This is a genomic window from Roseobacter sp. HKCCA2468 (assembly GCF_037805105.1).
GTDB lineage: Bacteria > Pseudomonadota > Alphaproteobacteria > Rhodobacterales > Rhodobacteraceae > M30B80.
The window spans coordinates 108,630-130,275 of sequence record NZ_JBBLYN010000003.1; the positions used below are offsets into that span (position 1 = coordinate 108,630).

The 21,646-nt window shown below is 57.0% G+C and carries 20 protein-coding genes; 8 read left to right on the plus strand and 12 right to left on the minus strand.

From position 1 onward, the window contains the following. The first annotated feature begins 59 nt into the window (after positions 1–59). The 3 genes from ftsH (at position 60) to folD (ending at position 4,854) form a co-directional block, all read left to right on the plus strand. The gene (ftsH, locus tag AAC620_RS09135) at positions 60–1,976 is read left to right on the plus strand and encodes an ATP-dependent zinc metalloprotease FtsH (protein ID WP_340244437.1); all 1,917 of its coding nucleotides are present in this window, start codon (positions 60–62) and stop codon (positions 1,974–1,976) included. Positions 1,977–2,178: 202 nt separating this feature from the next. Next, complete coding sequence (locus AAC620_RS09140) at positions 2,179–3,855, plus strand: formate--tetrahydrofolate ligase (protein ID WP_340244439.1); 1,677 nt, start codon at positions 2,179–2,181, stop codon at positions 3,853–3,855. 105 nt (positions 3,856–3,960) lie between these two features. Beyond that, the gene (folD, locus tag AAC620_RS09145; protein ID WP_340244441.1) at positions 3,961–4,854 is read left to right on the plus strand and encodes a bifunctional methylenetetrahydrofolate dehydrogenase/methenyltetrahydrofolate cyclohydrolase FolD; all 894 of its coding nucleotides are present in this window, start codon (positions 3,961–3,963) and stop codon (positions 4,852–4,854) included. On the opposite strand, the gene pdeM is transcribed toward folD, so the two are convergent. From pdeM to AAC620_RS09170, 5 genes are all read right to left on the minus strand, one after another. Further along, positions 4,844–5,518 carry a ligase-associated DNA damage response endonuclease PdeM gene (pdeM, locus tag AAC620_RS09150; RefSeq protein WP_340244443.1) on the minus strand — a complete coding sequence of 225 codons (675 nt, stop codon included), beginning with the start codon at positions 5,516–5,518 and terminating at the stop codon, positions 4,844–4,846. The two genes, folD and pdeM, sit on opposite strands and share 11 nt — an antisense overlap. A gap of 41 nt (positions 5,519–5,559) precedes the next feature. Then, complete coding sequence (locus AAC620_RS09155) at positions 5,560–7,965, minus strand: ligase-associated DNA damage response DEXH box helicase (RefSeq protein WP_340244445.1); 2,406 nt, start codon at positions 7,963–7,965, stop codon at positions 5,560–5,562. Positions 7,966–8,215: 250 nt separating this feature from the next. After that, entirely contained in the window at positions 8,216–8,842 is a 627-nt protein-coding gene (locus tag AAC620_RS09160) for a CoA transferase subunit B (protein ID WP_317655652.1), read from the minus strand. 3 nt (positions 8,843–8,845) lie between these two features. After that, positions 8,846–9,550 carry a CoA transferase subunit A gene (locus AAC620_RS09165; protein WP_317655654.1) on the minus strand — a complete coding sequence of 235 codons (705 nt, stop codon included), beginning with the start codon at positions 9,548–9,550 and terminating at the stop codon, positions 8,846–8,848. A 100-nt stretch (positions 9,551–9,650) separates the two neighbouring features. Further along, a complete protein-coding gene (locus AAC620_RS09170) occupies positions 9,651–10,763 on the minus strand; it encodes a class II histone deacetylase (protein WP_340244661.1) in 1,113 nt (370 codons plus the stop codon). 98 nt (positions 10,764–10,861) lie between these two features. Here AAC620_RS09170 and AAC620_RS09175 point away from each other — a divergent pair, with 98 nt between their 5' ends. Beyond that, entirely contained in the window at positions 10,862–11,128 is a 267-nt protein-coding gene (locus AAC620_RS09175) for a DUF167 domain-containing protein (protein WP_340244449.1), read from the plus strand. Here the strand turns inward: AAC620_RS09175 and AAC620_RS09180 are convergent. Both AAC620_RS09180 and AAC620_RS09185 read right to left on the minus strand, forming a co-directional pair. After that, positions 11,125–12,003, minus strand: coding sequence for a DMT family transporter (locus tag AAC620_RS09180; protein WP_340244451.1), 879 nt, complete (start codon positions 12,001–12,003; stop codon positions 11,125–11,127). The two genes, AAC620_RS09175 and AAC620_RS09180, sit on opposite strands and share 4 nt — an antisense overlap. 9 nt (positions 12,004–12,012) lie before the next feature. Continuing rightward, positions 12,013–12,252, minus strand: coding sequence for a hypothetical protein (locus tag AAC620_RS09185; protein WP_317655657.1), 240 nt, complete (start codon positions 12,250–12,252; stop codon positions 12,013–12,015). A gap of 179 nt (positions 12,253–12,431) precedes the next feature. Here AAC620_RS09185 and AAC620_RS09190 point away from each other — a divergent pair, with 179 nt between their 5' ends. Beyond that, the gene (locus AAC620_RS09190) at positions 12,432–13,094 is read left to right on the plus strand and encodes a M57 family metalloprotease (protein WP_340244454.1); all 663 of its coding nucleotides are present in this window, start codon (positions 12,432–12,434) and stop codon (positions 13,092–13,094) included. Between the two features lie 9 nt (positions 13,095–13,103). Here AAC620_RS09190 and rimO read toward each other — a convergent pair whose 3' ends face one another. Then, positions 13,104–14,462 (minus strand): 30S ribosomal protein S12 methylthiotransferase RimO, encoded by a 1,359-nt coding sequence (rimO, locus tag AAC620_RS09195; RefSeq protein ID WP_340244456.1) that lies wholly within the window; start codon positions 14,460–14,462, stop codon positions 13,104–13,106. 206 nt (positions 14,463–14,668) lie between these two features. On the opposite strand from rimO, the gene AAC620_RS09200 reads away from it, so the two are divergent. Both AAC620_RS09200 and AAC620_RS09205 read left to right on the plus strand, forming a co-directional pair. After that, complete coding sequence (locus AAC620_RS09200) at positions 14,669–16,633, plus strand: AsmA family protein (RefSeq protein WP_340244458.1); 1,965 nt, start codon at positions 14,669–14,671, stop codon at positions 16,631–16,633. A 3-nt stretch (positions 16,634–16,636) separates the two neighbouring features. Then, on the plus strand, positions 16,637–17,101 hold the full coding sequence (locus tag AAC620_RS09205; protein WP_340244460.1) for a lytic transglycosylase domain-containing protein: 465 nt from the start codon (positions 16,637–16,639) through the stop codon (positions 17,099–17,101). Between the two features lie 29 nt (positions 17,102–17,130). Here the strand turns inward: AAC620_RS09205 and AAC620_RS09210 are convergent, their stop codons facing one another. Next, the gene (locus AAC620_RS09210; protein ID WP_340244462.1) at positions 17,131–18,117 is read right to left on the minus strand and encodes a 2-hydroxyacid dehydrogenase; all 987 of its coding nucleotides are present in this window, start codon (positions 18,115–18,117) and stop codon (positions 17,131–17,133) included. Between the two features lie 201 nt (positions 18,118–18,318). Here AAC620_RS09210 and AAC620_RS09215 point away from each other — a divergent pair, with 201 nt between their 5' ends. After that, complete coding sequence (locus AAC620_RS09215; protein WP_340244464.1) at positions 18,319–18,933, plus strand: SH3 domain-containing protein; 615 nt, start codon at positions 18,319–18,321, stop codon at positions 18,931–18,933. Here AAC620_RS09215 and AAC620_RS09220 read toward each other — a convergent pair. Genes AAC620_RS09220 through coaBC form a run of 3 tightly spaced genes read right to left on the minus strand, consistent with a single transcriptional unit; the run spans position 18,930 to position 21,642 of the window. Beyond that, a complete protein-coding gene (locus AAC620_RS09220) occupies positions 18,930–19,970 on the minus strand; it encodes a HesA/MoeB/ThiF family protein (RefSeq protein WP_340244466.1) in 1,041 nt (346 codons plus the stop codon). The genes AAC620_RS09215 and AAC620_RS09220 overlap by 4 nt on opposite strands. Then, a complete protein-coding gene (gene dut / locus AAC620_RS09225; RefSeq protein ID WP_340244467.1) occupies positions 19,970–20,440 on the minus strand; it encodes a dUTP diphosphatase in 471 nt (156 codons plus the stop codon). The genes AAC620_RS09220 and dut overlap by 1 nt, the downstream gene beginning before the upstream one ends. Further along, entirely contained in the window at positions 20,440–21,642 is a 1,203-nt protein-coding gene (coaBC, locus tag AAC620_RS09230) for a bifunctional phosphopantothenoylcysteine decarboxylase/phosphopantothenate--cysteine ligase CoaBC (RefSeq protein WP_340244469.1), read from the minus strand. The genes dut and coaBC overlap by 1 nt, the downstream gene beginning before the upstream one ends. Positions 21,643–21,646 lie beyond the last annotated feature (4 nt).

Here is a 21,646-nt window from a genome sequence, read left to right on the forward strand (position 1 = left end):
CTTAGAGGGAACGCAAGCGCGCATGTGGCGCGGCTGCCGCGAAAGCGAGGAGAATTCTCTTGGGCAATGCTCGTAATATCGCCTTTTGGGTCATTTTGTTTTTGTTGATCCTTGCGCTGTTCAATCTGTTCAGCGGCAACCAGTCATCGGTCAATGCCCGATCAGTGGCTTATTCTGATTTCATCTCTCAAGTCGAACAAGGCTCGGTGAGCACGGCAACGATAGATGGCGAAGCGGTGCAGTTCACCACTTCGGAGGGCACATTTGAAACCACCCGTCCTGCGGACAGTGACATCGCCACCGCCTTGATTGACCAAGGCGTGCGGGTCGAAGTGCGCCCACAGGAGCAGTCGGGATTCATGTCCATTTTGTCGCTGTGGCTGCCCGTTCTGGTTCTCATCGGGATCTGGATTTTCTTCATGAACCGCATGCAAGGCGGCGGTCGTGGCGGGGCTATGGGTTTTGGAAAATCCAAGGCGAAACTGCTGACCGAGAAGCATGGCCGCGTCACCTTTGACGATGTTGCAGGGATCGATGAAGCCAAGGAAGAATTGGAAGAAATCGTTGAATTCCTAAGGAATCCACAGAAATTCAGCAAGCTTGGTGGCAAGATCCCCAAGGGTGCGCTGCTTGTCGGCCCTCCTGGAACGGGTAAGACCTTGCTTGCACGCGCCATCGCTGGCGAGGCGGGTGTGCCCTTCTTTACCATCTCTGGCTCTGACTTTGTCGAGATGTTCGTGGGTGTCGGCGCAAGCCGCGTGCGCGATATGTTTGAGCAGGCCAAAAAGAACGCGCCTTGTATCGTCTTTATTGACGAGATTGACGCGGTCGGGCGCTCACGCGGTGTTGGCTATGGCGGCGGCAATGACGAACGCGAGCAAACCTTGAACCAGCTTCTGGTTGAGATGGACGGCTTCGAGGCCAACGAAGGTATTATCATCGTGGCGGCGACCAACCGCCCCGATGTTCTTGACCCTGCCCTTCTGCGTCCAGGTCGTTTCGACCGTCAAGTGCAGGTGCCCAACCCAGACATCAAAGGCCGTGAAAAAATCTTGGGCGTTCATGCGCGCAAAGTGCCTCTTGGCCCGAATGTCGATCTGCGAATCATCGCACGGGGCACGCCAGGCTTTTCGGGTGCTGATTTGGCCAATTTGGTGAATGAAGCCGCTTTGATGGCGGCCCGCGTCAATCGCCGCTTTGTCACGATGGAAGATTTCGAGAATGCCAAAGACAAGGTGATGATGGGGGCTGAACGCCGCTCAATGGTGATGACTGAGGATGAAAAACGCCTTACCGCCTATCACGAAGCGGGCCACGCGGTGGTTGGATTGAACGTGCCGCAGCACGATCCAATTCACAAAGCGACAATCATCCCGCGCGGTCGTGCCTTGGGTTTGGTTCTTTCCCTGCCTGAGCGCGATCAACTGTCCGTCAGCTACACAAAATACACCTCGAAAATCGCAATGGCGATGGGGGGCCGTGTGGCTGAGGAGTTGGTATTTGGCAAAGAGAACGTCACCTCTGGGGCCGCCTCTGATATTCAACAGGTCAGCCGCATTGCGCGTGCCATGGTCACGCAATTTGGCTATGCCGAAGAGCTAGGCTATGTCGATTACGCCAATGAGCAGCAATCTTATTTGGGCTCTTATGGCGGCGGCACGAACCATTCGGCGGCCACGCAAAAGATCATTGACGACAAGGTCAAGGAATTGGTGGATCAAGGTTATGAGACCGCCAAGCGCATCTTGACCGAAAAGCGCGATGACCTTGAGCGTTTGGCACAAGGTCTGCTTGAATATGAAACCCTCACAGGCTCTGAGATCACCCGTGTCATCGCTGGCGAACCTTTGAACCGCGGCGATGATGGGGATGACACAGGGACAGGCGGTGGCGCCTCGATCACCGCGATCCCAAAAACCAAATCGCGCAAACCGCGCAATGATGATGGCGGGATGGAGCCTGAACCCACGCCCTAAGCGGCCATGGTTTTCTAGACCACAAGACACCCCTCGATCCGTTTCGATCTGGGGGTGTTTTCATTTCTACACGCTCTGCTTCTGGCGCACCACGGCGCGAAAAGGTCGAAAACAGTCCGCGCGATTCAGAATCGCCTCCCTATAGTCGCGCTGAATTCGACCTTTTTTCTCAACCCCAAACTATGAATGGGACACGCGCATCATGGCCTTCAAAACCGACATCGAAATCGCACGCGCCGCAAACAAACAGCCAATCAAAGACATCGGCGAAAAGCTGGATATCCCATATGAGGCGCTGCTGCCCTATGGGCACGACAAGGCAAAAGTGTCTCAGGATTTCATCAACAGCCTTGAGGGCCGCGACAATGGCAAGCTGATCCTTGTAACTGCGATCAACCCCACCCCTGCGGGCGAAGGCAAAACCACCACCACAGTGGGCCTTGGGGATGGTCTTTGTGCAATTGGCAAAAAGGCCGCGATTTGTATCCGCGAAGCCTCGCTTGGGCCAAACTTCGGCATGAAGGGCGGCGCGGCTGGCGGTGGCTTGGCGCAAGTTGTCCCGATGGAAGAAATGAACCTGCATTTTACAGGCGATTTTCATGCGATTACGGCGGCGCATAACCTGCTCTCTGCGATGATCGACAACCATATCTACTGGGGCAATGAGCTGCAGATTGACGAGCGCCGCGTGGTCTGGCGCCGTGTTCTCGATATGAACGATCGTGCCTTGCGCGATGTTGTGACCTCGCTTGGCGGTGTGTCCAACGGCTTCCCACGGCAGACAGGGTTTGACATCACAGTGGCCTCCGAAGTGATGGCCATCTTGTGCTTGGCAGATGATTTGGCGGATTTGCAGCGCCGTTTGGGGGATATGATCGTGGCCTATCGCCGTGACCGCAGCCCGATTTACGCACGCGACATCAAGGCCGATGGCGCAATGACTGTTCTGCTCAAAGATGCCATGCAGCCAAACCTCGTGCAGACCCTCGAGAACAACCCCGCTTTTGTGCATGGTGGCCCCTTTGCCAATATCGCGCATGGCTGTAACTCGGTCATTGCCACCAAAACCGCGCTGAAATTGGCGGATTATGTGGTCACCGAAGCGGGCTTTGGTGCGGATCTGGGCGCCGAAAAATTCATGAATATCAAATGCCGCAAAGCAGGGCTTTCGCCCGATTGCGTGGTCTTGGTTGCCACTGTGCGGGCCATGAAAATGAATGGCGGCGTTGCTAAGGCTGACTTGGGCGCAGAAAATGTTGAAGCGGTCAAAAAAGGCTGCCCAAACCTTGGTCGTCACATCGAGAACCTCAAAGGTTTTGGTGTTCCTGTGGTTGTCGCAATCAACCATTTCTACAGCGACACGGATGCCGAAGTCGCCGCCGTTCAGGACTATGTGAAATCACTGGGATCTGAGGCCATCTTGTGCCGCCACTGGGCAGAAGGATCTAAGGGGATCACCGACCTTGCGACCCGCGTGGCGCAATTGGCGGATAGCGGTTCTGCTGCCTTCCAAACGCTCTATGCCGATGACATGCCACTGTTCCAAAAAATCGAAACAGTGGCCAAGCGGATTTATCGCGCGGATGAGGTTTTGGCAGATCAGAAAATCCGCGATCAGCTCAAAGCATGGGAAGATGCAGGCTATCAAAACCTGCCCGTCTGTATGGCAAAAACACAATATAGCTTTACCACAGATCCAAACCGCCGTGGCGCCCCAACAGGTCATTCCTTGCCCGTGCGCGAAGTGCGTCTTTCGGCGGGTGCAGGGTTTATCGTTGTGATCTGCGGCGAGATCATGACAATGCCTGGCCTGCCGCGCGTCCCCAGTGCGGAGAATATCCGCCTGAATGACGCAGGCGAGGTCGAGGGGCTGTTCTAAGCGCCTTTTTGAAAAACGCGATCCCCGCCCGTTGCAGCAGTAACGCGGTGGGGATATGTGCCTTTCCAACAGACCGAAAAACGACCCCGAATAAGGAATGACGCCATGACCGCCCATATCATTGACGGCAAAGCTTTCTCAGCCAAAGTTCAGCAAATGGTGACCGACCATGTGACCGCAATGACAGCAGATCATGGCATCACCCCAGGCCTTGCTGTGGTGTTGGTCGGCGAAGATCCTGCAAGCGAGGTTTATGTGCGCTCAAAAGGCAAGCGCACAGTTGAGGCGGGGATGAATTCCTATGAACACCGCCTTGATGCCACAACCTCGCAGGCGGAACTGCTGGCCTTGATTGATCACTTAAACGCGGATCAATCGGTGCATGGTATTTTGGTGCAATTGCCCCTGCCTGACCACATTGACAGCGCGCTTGTGATCAATGCGATTGACCCTGCGAAGGATGTGGATGGGTTCCATATTTCGAATGTGGGTCTGCTTGGAACGGGACAGAAATCCATGGTGCCCTGCACGCCCTTGGGCTGCTTGATGATGTTGCGCGATCATCACGGCAGCCTTTCTGGCCTCAACGCTGTGGTTGTTGGGCGCTCGAATATTGTGGGCAAACCTATGGCGCAACTTTTACTTGGCGACAGCTGCACTGTCACCATCGCCCATTCCCGCAGCAAGGATTTGGCCGCAATTTGCCGTAGCGCAGATATTCTGGTGGCCGCTGTCGGCCGCCCCGAGATGATCACGGGTGACTTCGTCAAAGAGGGGGCCACGGTGATTGATGTGGGCATCAACCGCATCGCCACCCCAGAGGGCAAAACCCGCCTTGTCGGCGATTGTCATTATGACAGCTGCGCGGCCAAAGCGGGCGCGATCACCCCTGTTCCTGGCGGTGTCGGGCCAATGACCATTGCCTGCCTTTTGGCCAATACGCTCACCGCCTGCGCGCGCAGCCATGGCTTGCCCGAGCCCGAAGGGCTTACCGCTTAAGCGGGATCATGACAGGCGGCTGTCCCAAAACGATGGCCGCCGCATCTGCCCCCAACAGCCCCGCAAAGGCGGGATCATCGGCCCAAAGACCACCTGTATAAGCCCCAAATGCGGGCAAGATCAGGCGCTGTGCATCCATCAAAAACGCAGCGCGCGACAAGCTACGCCCACGCAAAGCCACGCGCATTTTTGGATGATAATGACCTGAAATCTCAAACTGCCCTAGGGCTAAATCAGCCCGCGCGATATGGCGCAGGATAAAGGGCGGCGCTTCAAATTCATCCAAATGTTCGCCCGAAAGATTTACAGGGCCTGCATCATGATTGCCCAAAATCCAAACCCATTTGCGCCCTGCTTGGATTGGCCCTAAACGCCGCGCCAAATAGGGCGAAAGGTTCCGCGCGGCCTCTAGGTCGTCAAAACTATCCCCCAGACAGATCACCACAGCGGGATCATAGGTGGCAATCTCTTCTGTCAATCGCGCAAGGGTTTCGGGGGTGTCATAGGGCGGCAATAACCCTGCACCACGCCGTGCCATCCGTTCAGATTTTCCCAGATGAAGGTCGGACACAATAAGAACATCCGCCTTTGGCCAATAAAGCGCGCCTTGCGGCGTAGCCAAAAGGTGTTCCATGCCAAACTGGAATTCAAGATGGGCTTGCATCGCCTATAGATGCGCCAAGCCAAAGACAGGGGCAAGCCCCCTCACCTGTAACCAAGCGCGGCTTGGGGCAGGAATTTTGCGGCTTCTTCCTCCAACAGACGTTGATCGGCAGACCCATGGACAGGGATGCGCCCCGCCTCAAGCAACAAGGGCGCTGCAAATGGGCTGACGCGGGGCAGCGCGATATGATCAATACGCCCGCCTACGCGGGTTAACATCTCGTCAATGCGACCAAAATCGACCAACCCCCGCAACGCATCACGGCGCGTCATCTCAAGTAAAATATGATCGCTGTCATATTTGCGCAGGGTGTCATAAAGGATATCTGACGAAAACACAGCCTGCCGCCCTGTTTTCTTGGTGCCATTCACGCTGCGCTCGATCAGCCCAGAGATCAACGCAACCGCCTTGAAACTGCGCTTCATGACGGCGTTTTCTGACAGCCACCCTTCAAAGGCCGCACGCAATAAATCAGGCTCAAAGAGTGGCCTTGGATCAGCTATGGGATCAAGCCCCCAAATCAGCGTGGCGTAATCATTGGCCACAAAGCCCATCGGGGCAAGACCCATTTGATCCATGCGATGGGTCAGAACAAGGCCAAGGGTCTGCTGTGCATTGCGCCCCGCAAAACCATGCACACAAAGATGCGCGCGGCCCTCATGGGGGTAGGTTTCCACCAGCAATCGGTCACGCTGCGGCAAGCGGGACAAGCGCGTCTGATGATCCAGCCAGTCGGCAATATGGGCGGGCAAACCCGACCAATCGCCACTTTCCAGTCGCGCCAGAATGCGATCAGAGAGTTGCAGCGAGGTTGCGAATTTCGTGCCCATGAATGTTGCAATTTTCGGCCGCTTTTGGGGGCTTGGGCTGACCTCAACCACCAATTCGCGCATGCCTTCATAGCGCACGATCTGCCCCCCGATGAGGAAACTGTCACCTTGGCGCAATTGCGCGGCAAAGTTTTCTTCAACCTCGCCCAAAGGTGCCCCGCCGCGCCGTTTGGCCATGCGCACTTTCAACCTGTCGGTTTCGATAATCGTGCCAATATTTTGGCGGATGCGCGCCGCACTGCGTGGATCTCGCAAAGCTAGCGTCCCATCCGGCCGCGTGACCAGTCTTTGCCAGCGATCATAAGCGCGCAGCGCGTAGCCACCCGTCGCGCAAAAGTCCAAGGTGCGGTCAAACTCGGCACGGGTCACGCCCGCATAGGGCGCGGCTGTGGTGATCTCGGCATAAAGATCATCGGGTGAAATCGGCCCTGCACAAGCACAGATCAAGATATGCTGGCACAGAACGTCCAACCCGCCCTGACGGATGGGGTCATCTTCAAGCCCGCCATCGCGCACCGCCTCAAGCGCCGCTTGGCATTCGAGATATTCAAAGCGGTTGGCGGGCAAAATACGCGCCTTAGATGCAAGATCAAAGCGGTGCCCCGCGCGCCCGATCCGTTGCACGAGGCGCTTAACCTCTTTGGGTGCACCAATTTGGATCACCAGATCAACATCGCCCCAGTCGATCCCCAGATCGAGACTGCCTGTGCAGACGATTGCGCGCAGGCTGCCCTCACTCATCGCGGCCTCGACCTTAGCGCGGGCCTCACGCGACAACGCGCCGTGATGGATGCCAATCGGCAGGGTGTCCTCATTGGCCTGCCACAATTCGTGGAAAAACAGCTCGGCATTGGCGCGGGTGTTGTGAAAGATCAGCGTAGCGCGATGGCGTTTAATCTGGTCATAGACCGCCTGCACGCCGTATCGCCCGCCGCCCCCCGCCCATGGGGGCGGGATATCCGCCTCAAGAATTGCGATATCGGGCGCGGGGCCTTGCGGCGCGGTAATGATTTCAGCCCCGCCGTCAGGCGCCAAATAGGCCACGATCTGAGAGGGGTCTTTTACTGTGGCGGACAAACCCACACGGGTCATCTGGGGGGACAACCGCGCAAGCCGCGCAAGACACAACATCAGTTGATCGCCCCGTTTGCTGTCAATCAGCGCATGAATTTCATCGAGAATAACCCGCTTCACCGAGGCAAAAATTTTATCCGCCTCAGGGTAGGACAATAACAGCGCAAGCGATTCAGGCGTGGTCAGCAAAATCTGGGGCGGGTCAGCGCGTTGACGCCGCCGCATATGGGCCGATGTATCACCCGTTCGATCCTCAATACGAATATCAAGGCCCATCTCGGCAACAGGGGTCTGAAGATTGCGCCTGATATCTGCCGCAAGCGCCTTGAGCGGCGAGATGTAGAGCGTGTGCAACCCTTGTTTGGGCGTATGGATCAAATCCACAAGCGAAGGGAGAAACCCCGACAGGGTTTTGCCCGCGCCCGTGGGGGCGATCAAAACCTGCGCAGGTGATGTCGCGCGCAGCATCGCGCGCTGATGCGGGTGCATCTGCCATCCGCGCGCAGCGAACCATTTGTCAATTTGGGCAGGTAATGCGTCCATACCCCGATCATAGGGCGGCCCGCCTGCCCGTCCAATCAAAGATCAGATTTGCGCCGCGCCTAAGGCAAGATAAAGGATCAACGTGCCCGCTAAGGCCACGCCCATAGGAAACAATTTGCCAGCCTCCCAACTGGCCCATGTTGCGGTAGCCTTGCGGATTGAGCCTCCCCCACTGAACCGGTCCACTGCTATGTTTAGGAAACGGAGGACCATGGATGGCTGCGTTTTTGCAACCATGCAGCCCTAAAGGTCAGACAATATGCGCCTCTGTTGCCGCGCGCAGTTCAGCTTCGGTGACACCATCGGCCAGTTGCACGATCTTGAGGCCGCCTTCGACTACATCCAGAACGCCCAAATTGGTGATGATACGATGCACAACGCCCGTTCCTGTCAGCGGCAAGGTGCAAGATTTCAAAACCTTGCTTTCACCATGCTTGTTGGTGTGATCCATCACAACCACAACACGGCGCACGCCTGCGACCAAATCCATCGCGCCGCCCATGCCCTTGACCAATTTGCCAGGGATCATCCAATTGGCAAGATCACCCGTCTCAGACACTTCCATCGCGCCCAAAATCGCCATAGCAATCTTGCCGCCACGGATCATCGCAAATGATGTCGCGCTGTCAAAATAGGCGGTATGGGGCAATTCAGTGATCGTCTGCTTACCCGCATTGATCAGGTCTGGATCCTCCTCGCCCTCATAGGGGAAAGGCCCCATGCCCAGCATTCCGTTTTCCGATTGCAAGGTCACGGTCATACCTTCTGGAATATAATTTGACACGAGGGTCGGAATCCCGATGCCAAGGTTCACATACATCCCGTCTTCAAGTTCTTGTGCCGCGCGGGCGGCCATTTGATTGCGATCCCATGGCATGGATTAGGCCTCCTCACGCTGGCGCACAGTGCGCTGTTCAATTCGTTTCTCATGCTGCCCCTTGATCAAGCGATGCACGAAAATTCCAGGCAAGTGGATATGATCAGGGTCTAGGCTGCCCGCGGGCACGATTTCTTCGACCTCCATGATGCAAACCTTGCCACAGGTCGCAGCAGGCACATTGAAGTTCCGCGCGGTCTTACGGAAAATCGCATTGCCCGTTTCATCGGCCTTCCACGCTTTGACAATAGAGATATCCGCAAAGATCCCTTCCTCAAGGATATAGGTTTCGCCGTTAAAGTCTTTGTGGTCCTTGCCTTCGGCAATCACTGTGCCCACGCCTGTCTTGGTGTAGAACCCCGGAATGCCTGCCCCCCCTGCGCGCATCCGTTCGGCCAAAGTGCCTTGGGGGTTGAATTCCAGTTCCAATTCACCCGCCAGATATTGGCGCATGAATTCTGCGTTCTCGCCCACATAAGAAGACATCATCTTTTTGATCTGGCGTGTGGCCAGAAGTTTGCCCAAACCAAAATCATCAACGCCCGCGTTGTTGGAGGCCACGGTCAAATCCTTAACACCGCTGTCCACGATGCCATCAATCAGCAATTCAGGAATCCCGCAGAGGCCAAAGCCGCCTGCCGCGATCAGCATTCCATCCTGCAAAAGGCCATCCAAAGCCTCAGCAGCAGAGCCATAGATTTTCTTCATCGGGTCTCACCCTTTTTCCAAAAAGATTTGTGGCAAATTGACCCGCAACCTGCGCGGTGTCAACGTGCTGCAATGCAGCAAATATCAGTTTGCGGGTCTGTTAGCGCATATCAGAAAGGCTTGCTTCCATCTCGGCGATCCATTCGCTCACAAATGCATCAAACCGCGCATCGGGTTGCTGTGCGGTGATCCGTTCTGACAAAGGATCAGGCGCGGTGATGCGACTGCCGCTCATAACCTCCAGAACCGCATGGGCGCAAAACGGCACGTGCAATTCGGAATAACCGCCTTCATGCACCATCACGAGGCGGCCCTCGCACAGCGCGTCAGCCGCGTCCCGCACCTGTTCTGCCATCGCACGGAACGTGTGGCTGCCTGCCATCATTCGCCCCAAAGGATCAACACCTGATGCGTCAAACCCACAAGCGATGATAATCACATCAGGCGCAAAGCGTTCCAATTCGGGGATCACCAAACGCTCCATCGCTTCAAGATAGGCATTATGCCCGCCCCCAGGAGGCAGCGGGATATTGAGGTTAAACCCTGCCCCAGCACCCGATCCACGATCCTCAAACGCACCGCTGTCGCGGGGATAATTGCGGTCTTGGTGAAGGGAGATGGTCAGAACATCATCACGATCATAGAAAATCGCCTCAGTTCCATTGCCGTGATGCACATCCCAGTCAATCACGGCAAATTTCGTGGCCAGCCCTTCGGCCCGCGCGGCCTCAATCGCGATGGCGATATTGGCAAGGAGGCAGAAGCCATTGGGAAAATCGGGCAAGCAGTGATGCCCCGGCGGACGAGACAGCGCATAGGCATTCTCCAAATCCCCCTCAAGCACGGCAAACAGGGCTGATTTGGCCAAACCCGCAGATAGGGCCGCAATCTCGAATCCATCGGGGCCGAAAGGTGTGCGCAACCCCAACTCGCCCCCACCCTGCGCTGAAATATCTTGAAACTGGCGCAAATAGGTTTCGGGATGAATGCGCAAAATATCTTCTTCGGTTGCAGGATCCGCATGGCGGGGCGCAAGTTCAGACCACAGTCCCGTGATCTCAAGTAGGTTTTTCAAGCGCCGCTTCGTTTCGGGATTTTCGGGCAGGCCGCCTGCGGCAAGAGGTTGAACCAATCCACCCACAGGGGCGAGAAAGGCATAATTGCCACCCGAATGCCAAAAGCAGCGCTCATCCCAGAAAAACCCTGTTGCCATGATCAAACCTTTCCTCATCACCAAATCCACCGCGCGCATCTTGCACCCTAAGAGACAGAGTGCAAGTTTGCTGCTCATTGGCTTTTGAGAGGCACCCCTTGCGCAAATCCCTACCCGACCTCAGCGCCTATGCGCAGACCGGTATACGGCTAAATTTACGCGTCACCCCAAAAGCCGCGCAGAACCGTATCGTGGTCGAAGAAGGCCTGTTGCGGGTCTATGTCACCCAAGCACCCGATAGCGGCAAAGCAAATCGTGCCGTTCTCAAACTCTTGGCTCAGGCAATCGGGATCGCGCCCTCATGCCTGACGCTGATACGCGGCGAGACGGATCGGAACAAAGTGGTGGGCGTGAATATGGGCTAAGCCCTGCGGCTTTGCCAAACCGTGTAAAGGCCCGAGGCGACAATAATCAAACTGCCGATCAAGGTCATAGCATCGGGGCGTTCGCCAAACACGGCCACGGCCAAGATCATCGCAAAAACCAAACGCGTATACCGAAATGGGGCAATAACGGCAATTTGCCCTGTTCGCATGGCCATCGTCAGGCACATATAGGCGGCAACGCCAAATAAGATGGCAGGCCCTGTCAGCACCATGCCGCCCCCGCCCAGTGGGGCCACGCCGCCCTGATACCCCCAAACGATACCGCCTGCGATGCTCAGCATGATAAACCCGTAAACGCCAAGCTGCGCCGTTGTCATGCTCTTTGGTGCGGCGCGTGTCGCCAAATCACGGCCAGCAAAGCCGATCATGCCCAAGACCGCGAAGAGGGACAGCGGTTCAAATGCGTCTAACCCAGGCCGTAGGATTAAAAGCACCCCAACAAACCCTGCGCCAATCGCAGCCCATTGCCGCCAGCCCACGGTTTCGCGAAACACCATCACCGCCCCTGCCGCCACCACCAAAGGCGTGGCTTGCAAAATCGCACTGGCCGAGGACAGAGGCGTTAAGGCAATCGCGACCGTGTAACATACCCGACCCGTGATTTCGAACAAGGCACGCCACGCCATGGCGCGACCAAAGGCCTGAGGGTGCAAGATCACCTCGCCCCGAAGGCGCGCCATGGCCACAAAGACCAACAGCCCACCAAGCCCAAAGGTCACCATAACTTGACCCAAGGGGATATGCGCCGCTGCCGCCTTGATAAAGACATCCTCAAGGGTAAAGGCAAGCATTGCCAAAACCATGAACAAACTGCCGCGCAAATTGGCCGCGTGATGGGATGTATCAGGGATCATTGAGGGGCCTTAGCGGGTCGGGCGATCAATCCGATACACCCCTTCTGGCAAGTTCAGCGCTGCCGCCAACTCGCGCAACTGCGCCATAGAGATTGAGATTTTCTGAATGCTATCACTGCGCGGGTCATATTGTTCAACCTGAACGACCTCTTCAAAGGCCGTCAGCACGACATCCTCTTGGAGCGGGCTTTCCCCCTCATCCATCAAGGTCACAACTGTGGCGTCAAAATCATGCTCAATGCTAAACATAAGATCACGCTAGGGGGGAATTTCCGTCTTGGCAATCATGTGATCCTTTCGTGATGAGAATTCGATTGAGATATCTCAAAATGAGCTGCAAAATAGGGTTGGCCTCAACAAAAAGGTATTTGGTTCTGATGCGTGCAATTCTGATTTTGCCGATGCTTGCATTCCTTGCCGCGTGTCAGGTGACAAGCCCCCCACCAAGCGGCGCACCTACAAGCACGGCCAGCAGCGATAATCTGCCCAAACTGGCCCCAGATGTGGCAATGAATAATTTCCGCACAGTGGTCGCCAAGGTAGAACCCATTGCCGAAGATATTTGCCGTCAAGAAACACCAGATCAAAACTGCAATTTCACCATTGCGATTGAGCGTGACAGAAATGCAGGCATCAACGCGTTTCAAACCTTGGACAATGCGGGCAACCCATATCTGGTCTTTACGATTGGCCTGATTGAAGATGCGCGCAATATTGACGAATTGGCCTTTGTGATGGGTCATGAGGCTGCGCATCACATCGCCCGCCATATTCCCCGCCAACGGGCCTCTGCCCAAGGGGGGGCGTTAATTTTCGGCGTGCTTGCAGGGATTGCGGGTGGCGATGCCTCTATGGTGCAAAATGCCGCCGATATTGGCGCCACAGTGGGCGCGCGCCGTTTTAGCCAAGATCACGAACTCCAAGCCGATGCTTTGGGCACTGTCATCGCCTATCGCGCAGGGTTTGATCCCGAGCGTGGCGCGCAATATTTCACCCGCCTGCCTGATCCGGGCGAAACCTTTCTTGGAACGCACCCGCCCAATGCGAACCGCATTCAAATCGTGCGGGATACGATGGCAAGCTTGCGCTAAAGGTGGGGGTCAGGCGATCTGACCCCAAAGATCATATTCACTGGCCTCATCAACTGTCACAGTCACGATGTCGCCCGCTTTGAGATCTTGGAACCCTTCATCGATGAAGAGATTGCCATCAATCTCTGGCGCATCTGATTTGGTGCGGCAGGTAGCCCCTTCATCGTCCACATCATCCACGATCACCTCAAGACGCGTGCCAATTTTGGCGGCCAATTTCGCCTCGGAAATGCTCTGCGCCTTTTCCATAAAGCGCGCAAAACGCTCGTCCTTGACCTCTTGCGGCACATGGTCTGGCAAATCATTTGACCGCGCACCCGCAACATTTTCGTAGGTAAAACAGCCGACCCGATCGAGCTGCGCCTCATCCAACCAATCAAGCAGGGTCTGGAATTCGGCCTCTGTTTCGCCTGGATACCCCACGATAAAGGTTGAGCGCAGGGTGATCTCAGGGCAGTCCGCACGCCAAGCTGCGATTTCGTCTAAGGTTTTACTTGATGCCGCAGGGCGGGCCATACGTTGCAACGTATCGCGATGGGCATGTTGGAATGGGATATCCAGATAAGGCAGAACCAACCCTTCGGCCATCAAAGGGATCAACTCCCGGACATGCGGATAGGGGTAGACGTAATGCAACCGCACCCACGCGCCCAGTTGGCCCAAATCGCGCGCCAAAGGAAGGATTGGGAATTTCTCATCCCGACCCGCCCAATCCGTGCCATAGGCCGAGGTGTCTTGACTGATGACCAGAAGCTCCTTCACCCCTGCCTCAACCAGTTTTTCAGCCTCACGCAGCACGGCCTTTGCGGGGCGGCTTTGCAGGCGGCCCCGCATATCGGGGATGATGCAAAACTTGCACTTGTGATTGCAGCCCTCGGAAATCTTGAGATAGCTGTAATGACGCGGGGTTAGGCTTACGCCTGAACTTGGCAAAAGATCGATAAACGGGTCAGGCGCGGGTGGCACGGCGGCATGCACCGCATCCAAGACCTGCTCATATTGGTGTGGGCCAGTTACGGCCAGAACACGCGGATGCGCGCCTGTGATATAGTCAGGCTCGGCCCCCAAACAGCCCGTCACGATCACGCGGCCATTTTCGCGCAGTGCCTCGCCAATCGCGTCCAAACTTTCGGCCTTGGCGCTGTCGAGAAAGCCGCAGGTGTTCACAATCACCGCATCTGCGCCGCTATAATCGGCGCTGATCCCATAGCCTTCGGCGCGCAGTCGGGTCAGGATCCGCTCACTATCCACAAGCGCCTTGGGGCAGCCAAGCGAGACCATCCCGATTTTGGGCTGACCCTCGCGGATCGTCTCCTCTATGCGCGCACGGGCAAGATCTGGGCGAAGATTTGGTGGGTTCTGTGTCATATCCCGCGCTATAGCGTGGCTTTTGGCCATCGTGAAGCAAGAAAGCACCGGGGCACCATCGGTGCGGGGCCACATCCAGCCTCATCTTGTTCTGCCATGACCTCGCGCAACCTTGAACAAAAACACCGCCAAGGCTTTACGGCCCCGAACCATAGCCGCTAAACACAAAGTGCTTGGGGTTACAAAAATAGCTTGGGGGATTCTCGATGAAGTGGGTGTTGCGGGTCATTTTGGCTGTCGTGATTTTCGTAGGCGTGGCTGTTGGAGGGATTGCGTTAATTCCAACGGACACGATTGCCAGATTGGCGACAGAGCGGCTATCGGCCAGCCTCGCGCGTGATGTGACCCTGACGGGCGCAGTGCGGCCAAGTTTTTACCCCATGATCGGGATCAGCGCCGAAGGTTTTGAAATTTCCAACCCTAACTGGGCTGCGGATCAAGGCCCGATGTTGCGGGCTGAGGCCTTGCATATCGGGGTCGAAGTCATGCCCCTTTTTTCTGGCGCGGTGCGGATTGCGCGCGCGGAACTGATAAAGCCTGACATCATTTTGCTGCGCAACGCGGATGGACAGGCGAATTGGGAATTTTCAACCACCGCCCCCACAGCCGAGACAGGCACAGGCGGTGACCTACCGCAAATCAGCCTCAGCCTTGCACAGATCAGCGATGGCACCCTGCGCTATACCGATGCCACAACAGCGCAAAGCTATGCGGCCGAAGCGGTCAATCTTCGCCTTGAAGCGCCCGATCTGAACGGCAGTCTAACAGGCAGCTTTAACGCCGCAATCAATGGCGCGCGCTTGAGGGGCGATGTGACCCTCACCACCCTTGCCGATGCGCTTGCAGGGCGTGAGGCGCGCATTGATCTGTCCCTGTCTTGGACAGGCGGCAGCCTTGGATATCGCGGCGCGCTTATGTTTGCCCCGCTCAGCCTTGCGGGCGAGGTGAATGCCGATATCACCGACCTGACCCCGATCACGACTGCGGCGGGTATCGCAGCGGTGACTTTGCCCGCGGGATTGGGGCGCGATCGTATCGCGCTGAACGGCCCCATTGCGATGACGCCCGAGGGCGTTGCGCAGATCATGGATGCAACCCTTGCGCTTGATGACACGGCCATAACCCTATCTGCACAGATCAGCACAGGCGGTGAGCGCCCTAATATCACCGGCCGCATCGCAGGCGGGCGCGTTGACCTGAGCGCCCTGACAGAAGGCAGCGCAACCGAGGGCAGCAGCGCGGGCGGCGGATGGCCGCGTGACGAGATCGACCTCACGGGCCTCTTCGCGGTAGATGCCAATCTTGATCTGGCCCTTGCCGAATTGGATTTAGGCATGATGCAGCTGTCAGATATCGCATTGCAAACCACGCTTGATGCGGGACGTCTGCAGCTCGATTTGGCGCGCGCCGTGGCCTATGGCGGCACGATTGCAGGGCAAACTGTGATAAATGGCCGTGGCAATGGATCCGTGGCCAGCAACATGGCGATCCGTGCGGTGCAATTGCAGCCCTTGTTGCAAGATTTTGCAGATTATGACCGCCTTTCAGGCACGGGAAACGTCACCTTCAACATTTTAGCGGGCGGGCGGTCTGTAGCGGCATGGATGAACAGCCTTGAGGGCAGTGCGGCGCTTGACTTTGGTCAGGGGGCGATTGAGGGGCTTGATCTTGCGGGGATGATCCGCAATCTCGACAGCTCCTATCGGGGCGAAGGCGCGCGCACAGTCTATGACAGCATCACCGCGACCCTTGCGATTGCGGGCGGTGTGGCGCGCAATGACGACCTCACACTGACCGCTGGATGGGGCGGTGTCACAGGGACGGGCGAGATCAATATTGGGGGCCAGTCAGTGGAATATCGCGTGATCCCCGCTGTGCAAACATCCTCCGATGGGTCGAATATTGCCGTGCCCGTCATCGTGCGCGGCCCTTGGGCTGATCTCAGTTTTGCACCTGATCTAGAATATTTGGCCAATCAGCGGCTAGAACTGGAACGCGCAGAACTTGAAGCTGCGGCCCAAGCCCGTATTGACGAAGAGCGTGCTAGGCTGGAACAAGAGGCGCGCGATCGGCTTAACCTGCCCGCCGAGGGCGATGCGCGCGATGCCATCGAAAATCAACTGCGCAACGAGGTCGAAGGTGCCTTGCGCGGCCTGTTCGGGGGAAATTGATCTATGCGCCGCCTTATGATCACAGCCCTTTGCGTGATGCTTGTGGCCTGCATTGGCACACCCGAACCTGATCTTTACCCAGGCGAAACAGCAGAAATTCGGGCCCTCGTGAATAAAATGGCGCGCCAATATGATGTGCCCGCCCCCCTGATCCACCGCGTGATCCAACGGGAAAGCGACTATCGTGCCCATGCCCGCAACGGCCCCTATTACGGGATGATGCAAATCTTGCCCGCCACAGCCCGCAATATGGGGTTTACGGGTGAAGATGCCGATTTACTGGATGCAGACACCAATCTCACCTATGCGGTCAAATATCTGCGCGGCGCATGGCTGCTGTCAGATGGATCTTATGACACAGCCGTCATGCATTACGCGCGTGGCTATTACTATGTAGCACGGGACAGATGCATGTTGGTCGAGACAGGCCTGAGGGAACGCGAGGTCAGGCGGGACTGTCAGGGGTGAGGCGACTATTTCCGCTCATCATCTCTGCCTTAATGCATGCTCGGCAAAACCAGATCAGGGGGGCGGTGGCCATCTGCAAAGGTCTTAATGTTGATCAACACCTTTTCGCCCATCTCAATCCGCCCTTCAAGCGTGGCTGACCCCATATGAGGAAGGAGGATCACATTATCCAATTCCCGCAATCGGGGGTTTACATCATGGCCACGCTCAAACACATCCAAGCCCGCACCCGCGATATCGCCCGCGCGCAACATGCGGGTAAGTGCGTTTTCATCAATCACCTCTCCACGCGATGTATTCACAATCACCGCTGATGGCTTCATCAGCTTCAACCTGCGTGCATTGATCAAATGAAAGGTCGAAGGAGTGTGCGGGCAATTCACTGAAATCACATCCATCCGCGCCAACATTTGATCCAAGCTTTCCCAATAAGTCGCGCCGAGCGCGGCCTCTATATCAGCGTGAACCCTGCGGCGGTTGTGGTAGTGAACCTGCATTCCAAAAGCAGCCGCGCGGCGGGCCACGGCCTGACCGATGCGACCCATGCCCAAAATACCCAAACGCTTACCCGCGATACGCCCCCCCATAAAGGCGGTTGGCGCCCAGCCCTGCCATGTGCCCGTTTGCATGACAGCCTGCCCTTCTGGCACGCGGCGCAGAACACCCAAGATCATCGCCATGGTCATATCGGCGGTATCATCCGTCATGACACCGGGTGTATTGGTGACCAAGACCCCGCGTTGGCGTGCAGTGGCAACGTCAATATGATCTACCCCTGCACCATAATTGGCAATCAGCTTGAGCCGTTCGCCCGCTTGCCCCAACATGCCTGCATCAATCTGATCCGTCACACATGGCACCAGAACATCCGCTGATTTCATAGCTGCGACCAGATCATCGCGGCTCATTTTGCGGTCTTCGTCATTGAGCTGAACATCAAACAATTCGCTCATGCGGGTTTCCACCGCTTCGGGCAAATGGCGGGTAACGACAACTTTTAACCTTGGTGCGGGCATGGGCTTCTCCTGAGGCGGATGGCATGTCTGACGCTGTTACCCTTCCCCATTCTGCGCGCGGGTGCAAGCGTTCGAGGGGCCTTGACCGCGACAGGCGCTTCGTAATGTCATCTTCCCCCGCGATGGCTTTCTCGCTATGGTGTGGGAAAGATCAAAATAACCCAGCCCAAAGCGGCGGGACGAGGCCTATTGAGGATAGTCATGCCACGGTCAGATTGGCGCATAACCCTAGCGATGGGTGCGGTTTGTCTTGTGTTTGCGGCCACCGCAGGGGCGCAAAGCACGGATGGCGCGGTGCCGTTGCCACGCCCTGACAATCTTGTGCCAGTCGAGGCACCCGAACTTGAGACCGCCACCCCCACCCCAACGCCCAGTTTTGACGCCCCAACCACTGGGCCAGAAACAGGTTTTCCGCTGCCGCGCTATGTTTCGATGGATGCGACACGCGGCTATGCACGGCGCGGCCCCTCGCGCAACCACCGCATTGATTGGGTCTTTCAAGAACGCAATATGCCGCTGATGGTTGTGGCCGAGCATGGGCATTGGCGGCGGGTCGTTGATCATGACGGGGTCGGCGGATGGATGCATTACGCCCTTTTGTCAGGGCGGCGCACAGCGCAAATTGACATTGACCTTGCCGATTTGCGTCAACGCCCTGATCCAGAGGCCACTGTCATTGCCCAAGCCCAACGCGGCGTGGTCGGACGGGTAAGCGAATGCGAACGCGACTGGTGTCGTTTTGCCGTTGATGGGTTTACAGGATGGGTCGAGAAATCCGCCCTTTGGGGCGTGATGGAGGACGAGATTTTCGACTAGTCCCCTGCGCAAACGGGGCAAGCCGCATTGCGCTTTAGCCTGACGATCCGCGTCTCAGGCGCAAGCCCATCATAGAGCAGCATACGCCCCAATAGCCCCTGACCCGCACCTGTAATCTGCTTGATGGCCTCAAGTGCCATCATGGTGCCCACCACCCCCGGAAGCGCGCCGATGACACCCGTCTCGGCACAGGTGGCAGCCATCCCTGCCTGTGGTGGATTGGGAAAGACACAGGCCATGCATGCCCCGCCAGCACTTGGATGATAGAGGGTGATCTGCCCCTCCCATGCTGAAATTGCACCTGCCAAAAGCGGGCGCTTGGCAGACACCGCAGCGCGGTTGATCATCGCCCGCGTTTCAAATTGATCCGTGCCATCAATGATTAGATCATAATCCGCGAATAGCTCTGCCGCGATCGTCTCGTCCAAAGCACGATTGTAAGGGCGGATATCAAGATGCGGATTTATCGCCTTCATCGCACGTTCTGCTGAAAACACTTTGGGCATATCTTGATCGGCATCGCGGTGAATGATTTGGCGTTGTAGGTTCGACAGGCTGACATGATCCGCGTCAATCACCCCAATGCGCCCGACCCCCGCAGCTGCGAGATACAGCAAAACAGGCGAGCCCAAGCCACCTGCCCCCACCACCAAAACCTTGGCCGATTTCAGCGCCTTTTGCCCCTGCCCACCAATGTCAGGCAGGGTGATGTGGCGGGCATAGCGCTCTAATTCCTCTGGCGTGAAGGTGCCGCTTTGGCGCGGCGCGGGCGTGATCATGGGCTGGGCCACGCGGCGCAAGCGATTTAGACCCGCACGATAGGCCAGAACCAACAGAACCGCGCCGCCTAAAATCAACCATGGCGCGGCAGTTTCGCCTGTCGCGATGCGCAAAGGGTGGCCCTCGGGCAATACGAAATGGCCCAAGACAACCACCCCATAGACAAAGGCGATCATCACAAGACGGGGGGTATAGGCGGTTTTCATCACCGCCCCAAAGCCCCAAAGCGCAGCCATGATTGCAAGAACCGTGACCATCAGCCCTGCCCAGTTGAGCCGAAACCACCCGCCCCACGCGCGGTTTCATCCAAACGCGACACAAGCGTAAAACGGACTTGGGTCACTGGCGCGACAACGCCCTGAGCAATCCGATCCCCATGGCCAATAACAAAAGGCGCATCGCCCAAATTGATGAGGATAACCCCCAACGGCCCGCGATAATCGCAGTCAACCGTTCCGGGCGCATTGGCAAGCGTCACCCCATGTTTCAGGGCAAGGCCAGATCGCGGCCGAATTTGCAGCTCATACCCGCGAGGCACAGCCACACGAAACCCTGTTTGGATCAAGGCGCGCGTCTGCGGGGCAAGCGTCAGCCCGGCCTCGCGGGCGTCAGCCGTGAACTGTGCGCGCAGATCAAAACCCGCCGCCCCATCGGTTTCATATCGCGGCAGTGGCAGGTCAGGATCGGCCCAGTCTTCGCGTAAGAACTTCACTTCTAATTGCGCCATTATGCCCGCCCCAAAGCCTCGGCCGCGCGCAAGGCAAGCCGTGCTGCAGTCTCAGATTTGCTCAAGCGTGGCCATGGATCAGCACCTGTGCGCGTGATCAGCGTGACCGCATTATATGCACCGCCCATGATCCCCGTTTCAGGGGACACATCATTGGCCACAATCCAATCACATCCTTTGCGCGCCAATTTCGCTTGCGCATGATCAACCAGATTTTCGGTTTCAGCGGCAAAGCCCACAACCAAGGCCGGGCGGCCTTTTTTCATCTGTGCCACAGATGCCAAAATATCTGGGTTTTCCGCAAAGCTGAGACGGGGTAGCGCGCCATCGCCTGATTTCTTAATCTTTTGGTTTGCGGCATTATCCACGCGCCAATCGGCAACGGCAGCGGCAAATATAGCGGCATCTGCAGGTAGGGCCTCTTTCACGGCCTTTGCCATCTGCGCGGCAGTCTCGACCTTGATCACATCCACACCATGAGGCGGTGGCACAGATGCAGGGCCTGTGACGAAACTGACCCGCGCGCCCAAATCGCGACAGGCCGCAGCAAGCGCCGCCCCCTGCGCCCCTGACGAGCGGTTGGCGATATAGCGCACGGGATCTATGGGTTCATGTGTTGGGCCAGAGGTAATCAGAACATGTCGCCCCGCAAGCGGGCCTTCCGCAAATTGCGCGGCAATGGCGCTGACAATCTCATCGGGTTCGGCCATGCGGCCTAGGCCAAATTCACCGCAGGCCATGCTGCCTTCATTGGGGCCAACAGACCGAATCCCATCCCTCAAAAGCTGCGCCAAATTGCGTTGCGTGGCGGGATGTTCCCACATCCGCACATTCATTGCAGGGGCGATCAGCACCGGTTTGTCAGTTGCCATCAGCAGGGTCGAGGCCAGATCATCTGCATGACCGCCCGCCATTTTGGCCATCAAATTCGCCGTTGCTGGGGCTACCACGACTAGATCTGAGGCGCGGGATAATTCGATATGGCCCATTTCGGCCTCATCGGTCAGATCAAAGAGATGCGTGTATGGCTTTTGGCCCGCGAGGGCTGCGACCGAGAGTGGTGTCACAAATTCTTGTGCCGCCTGTGTGAGAACAGGGGTAACAGCGGCCCCTTGGTCGCGCAAACGGCGGATCAGCTCAAGGCACTTATAGGCCGCGATCCCGCCCCCTATGATCAACAATATACGTTTCCCCGAAATCATGATG